Here is a 3,770-nt window from a genome sequence, read left to right as displayed (position 1 = left end):
GCTTGCTCCCGTTCGGTTGCGCAGCAGCCGCAAAACGATTGGGAGCGCTTCGCACTCCAGCGGGAGCAAGCTCCCTCGCCACAGGGCCATCAGCCTTTTAGAGAGCCTTGACCACAGCCGGATTGACCATCCGCGCCAACCCAAGGTTTTTCAGCGCCAATTGCAGCGAGCTGTGGATCACTTGCGGGTTGTCGATGGTCATCAATTCGGCCAGCAATTCCTGGGCCTTGCTCAGGTTGATCTGACGCAGCATCCACTTCACTTTCGGCAGGTTGGTGGCGTTCATCGACAGGCTGTCGAAGCCCATCGCCATCAACAGCACCGCCGCCGCCGGGTCACCGGCCATCTCGCCGCAAATGCTCACAGGCTTGCCTTCGGCGTGGGCATCACGCACCACGTTCTGCAACGCTTGCAGCACCGCCGGGTGCAGATAGTCGTAAAGGTCGGCTACACGCGGGTTGTTCCGGTCCACCGCGAGCAGGTATTGAGTCAGGTCGTTGGAGCCGACCGACAGGAAGTCCACCTGCCGCGCCAGTTCCTTGGTCTGATACACCGCCGCCGGAATCTCGATCATCACGCCAATCGGCGGCATTGGCACGTCGGTGCCTTCGTCGCGGACTTCGCCCCATGCCCGGTGAATCAGGTGCAGGGCTTCTTCGAGTTCATGGGTGCCGGAGATCATCGGCAGCAGAATCCGCAGGTTGTTCAAGCCTTCGCTGGCCTTGAGCATGGCGCGGGTCTGCACCAGGAAGATTTCCGGGTGGTCGAGGGTAACGCGAATGCCGCGCCAGCCGAGGAACGGGTTGTCTTCCTTGATCGGGAAGTACGACAGCGACTTGTCGCCGCCGATGTCCAGGCTACGCATGGTGACCGGTTGCGGATGGAACGCGGCGAGTTGCTCGCGGTAGATCGCCAGTTGCTCCTTTTCGCTCGGGAACCTCTGGTTGATCATGAACGGCACTTCGGTGCGGTACAGACCGACCCCTTCAGCACCACGCTTCTGCGCTCGCGCCACGTCCGCCAGCAGACCGGTGTTGACCCACAGCGGCATGCGGTGGCCATCGAGGGTCACGCACGGCAAGTCGCGCAAAGAGTCCAGACCCAGCGCCAGTTGTTTCTCTTCTTCCACCACTTCGGCGAACTGCTTGCGCAGCACGTCGCTGGGGTTGGTGTAGACCTCGCCGCGATTACCATCGACGATCAATTCGATGCCGTCGACCTTGGCATAGGGCAGGTCGACCAGGCCCATCACCGTCGGGATGCCCATCGCCCGGGCGAGGATCGCGACGTGGGAGTTACCCGAACCGAGGACCGAGACCAGACCGACCAGCGTGCCTTCCGGCACCTCGCCGAGCATGGCCGGCGTCAGTTCTTCACTGACCAGAATGGTTTTTTCCGGATAGACCAGATTCTGCTGACGCTCTTCCTGCAAGTAGGCGAGCAAACGGCGGCCAAGGTCCTTGACGTCCGAGGCGCGCTCACGCAGGTAGGCGTCGTCCATCAATTCGAAACGGTTGACGTGCTCGGTGACCACCTGACGCAACGCACCCTGGGCCCACTGACCGGTCTTGATCACCGTGGTCACTTCGTTGCCCAGCGCTTCGTCGGCGAGCATCATCAGGTAGACGTCGAACAAGGCCCGCTCTTCGGGGCGCAGCTGCGAGGCCAATTTGGCGGACAAGGCACGCATGTCGGCGCGAACGCCTTCGATGGCGGTCTTGAACAGCCCGAGTTCGGCGGCGATATCGGAGATGGTCTTGTCGGGCACCACGTCCAGGTCGGCCGGCGGCAGCATGACCACCGCGGTCCCGACCGCCGCACCCGGCGAACCCGGTACACCGACGAACTTGGCTTCCTGAATGCCTTTGCCCTGACGACCCAGGCCACGGATCGAACCGGTGGCTTCGGCGTGGGCGATAACGCCGGCGAGCTGCGCGCTCATGGTCACGAGGAAGGCTTCTTCACCTTCATCGAACTGGCGGCGTTCTTTTTGCTGAATGACCAACACGCCGACGACGCGGCGGTGGTGAATGATCGGCGCCCCGAGGAAGGAGGCGTAGCGCTCCTCGCCCGTCTCGGCGAAGTAGCGGTAGCGCGGGTGATCCGCGGCGTTTTCGAGGTTCAGGGGTTCTTCACGCGTGCCGACCAGGCCAACCAGACCTTCGTTGGGTGCCATACTGACTTTGCCGATCGAGCGCTTGTTCAAGCCCTCGGTCGCCATCAGCACGAAGCGGTTGGTCTCGGGGTCAAGCAGGTAGACCGAGCAGACCTGGCTGCCCATGGCCTCTTTGACGCGCAACACAATAATCCCCAACGCCGCCTTGAGATCCTTGGCGGAGTTAACTTCCTGGACGATCTTGCGCAGCGTATTGAGCATGGCTCGGGGTCGAACTCCGTCGTCAGTCGCGCGTTAAAAGGCGCGGGGCAAGCTCTTTGAGAGCGCGTCGATACACCTCGCGCTTGAATGTCACCACCTGGCCCAACGGATACCAATAACTGACCCAGCGCCAGCCATCGAACTCCGGTTTACCGGTCAAATCCATCCGCACCCGCTGCTCGTTGGAGATCAGGCGCAGGAGAAACCATTTCTGTTTCTGGCCGATGCACAGCGGTTGGCTGTGTGTTCTGACCAGACGTTGCGGCAAACGATAGCGCAACCAGCCCCGGGTGCAGGCGAGAATTTCAACATCTTCGCGCTCAAGACCCACTTCTTCGTTCAACTCGCGGTACAAGGCGTCTTCCGGCGTCTCCTGGGGGTTGATCCCGCCCTGTGGAAACTGCCAGGCATCTTGATTGATACGGCGAGCCCATAGCACCTGTCCGGCATCATTCGTGAGAATGATCCCGACATTGGGGCGGAAACCATCGGGGTCGATCACGGCAACAACCTCGCAAACGCATGTCGCCGCATTGTTCCACAAAGGTTGTGAAGGCAGCAACGAGCCGACCTACCTTATGTGCACTCTTGTGAAAAGTCCGTATTCTGGACGCCTTTCTACAGACTTTTCAGCGAGTAACTGCAATGCGGCTGGCTTTATTCGACTTGGACAACACGCTTTTGGGCGGCGACAGTGACCACGCCTGGGGCGATTACCTGTGCGAGCGCGGCTTCCTCGATGCCGTCGCCTACAAGGCACGCAACGACGAGTTCTATCAGGATTACCTGGCCGGCAAGCTGGATAACGATGCTTATCTGAACTTTTGCCTGGAAGTCCTCGGCCGCACCGAGATGGCCACACTGGATCAATGGCACCTGGATTACATGCGCGATTGCATTGAGCCGATTGTGCTGCCCAAGGCTATCGATTTGCTGGCCAAGCACCGCGAGGCTGGCGACAAATTGGTGATCATCACCGCGACCAACCGTTTCGTCACCGGGCCGATTGCCCAGCGTCTGGGGGTTGAAACCCTGATCGCCACGGAATGCGAGATGGTTGATGGCCGTTATACCGGGCGCAGCACCGATGTTCCGTGCTTCCGCGAAGGCAAGGTCACGCGGTTGAATCGTTGGCTGGAAGAGACCGGGCATTCGCTGGAGGACAGCTATTTCTACAGCGACTCGATGAATGATTTTGCGTTGCTGGAGCAAGTGGCGAATCCGGTGGCGGTCGATCCTGATCCGAATTTACGCGCCGAGGCCGAGCAGCGTGGCTGGCCGGTAATTTCGTTGCGCGACTGAAATTGCTTCGCGGGCAAGCCTCGCGCCTACAGGATTTGTGGTGGTAGCCGACTACAGACTCGACACATCACCTGTAGGAGCGAGGCTTGCC

General features: G+C 60.6%; 3 protein-coding genes. 1 reads left to right on the top strand and 2 read right to left on the bottom strand.

Translation table 11 applies throughout. The features are described from left to right. Positions 1-97: 97 nt before the first annotated feature. Both ptsP and QMX98_RS33095 read right to left on the bottom strand, forming a co-directional pair. Positions 98-2,377: a phosphoenolpyruvate--protein phosphotransferase gene (gene ptsP / locus QMX98_RS33100; protein ID WP_010466735.1), complete on the bottom strand. Its 2,280-nt coding sequence runs from the start codon at positions 2,375-2,377 to the stop codon at positions 98-100. 22 nt (positions 2,378-2,399) lie between these two features. Next, complete coding sequence (locus QMX98_RS33095; RefSeq protein WP_007945562.1) at positions 2,400-2,879, bottom strand: RNA pyrophosphohydrolase; 480 nt, start codon at positions 2,877-2,879, stop codon at positions 2,400-2,402. Positions 2,880-3,022: 143 nt separating this feature from the next. Between QMX98_RS33095 and QMX98_RS33090 the strand changes: the two genes are divergently transcribed. Continuing rightward, positions 3,023-3,679: an HAD family hydrolase gene (locus QMX98_RS33090; RefSeq protein WP_010466731.1), complete on the top strand. Its 657-nt coding sequence runs from the start codon at positions 3,023-3,025 to the stop codon at positions 3,677-3,679. Positions 3,680-3,770 lie beyond the last annotated feature (91 nt).

Origin of the sequence: Pseudomonas sp. PS02303 (assembly GCF_029959925.1) — a bacterium.
In the GTDB taxonomy this organism is placed as follows: domain Bacteria; phylum Pseudomonadota; class Gammaproteobacteria; order Pseudomonadales; family Pseudomonadaceae; genus Aquipseudomonas; species Aquipseudomonas mandelii.
The sequence above is the reverse complement of the archived record's forward strand: the minus strand, read 5'-3'. Positions and strand labels throughout refer to the sequence as shown.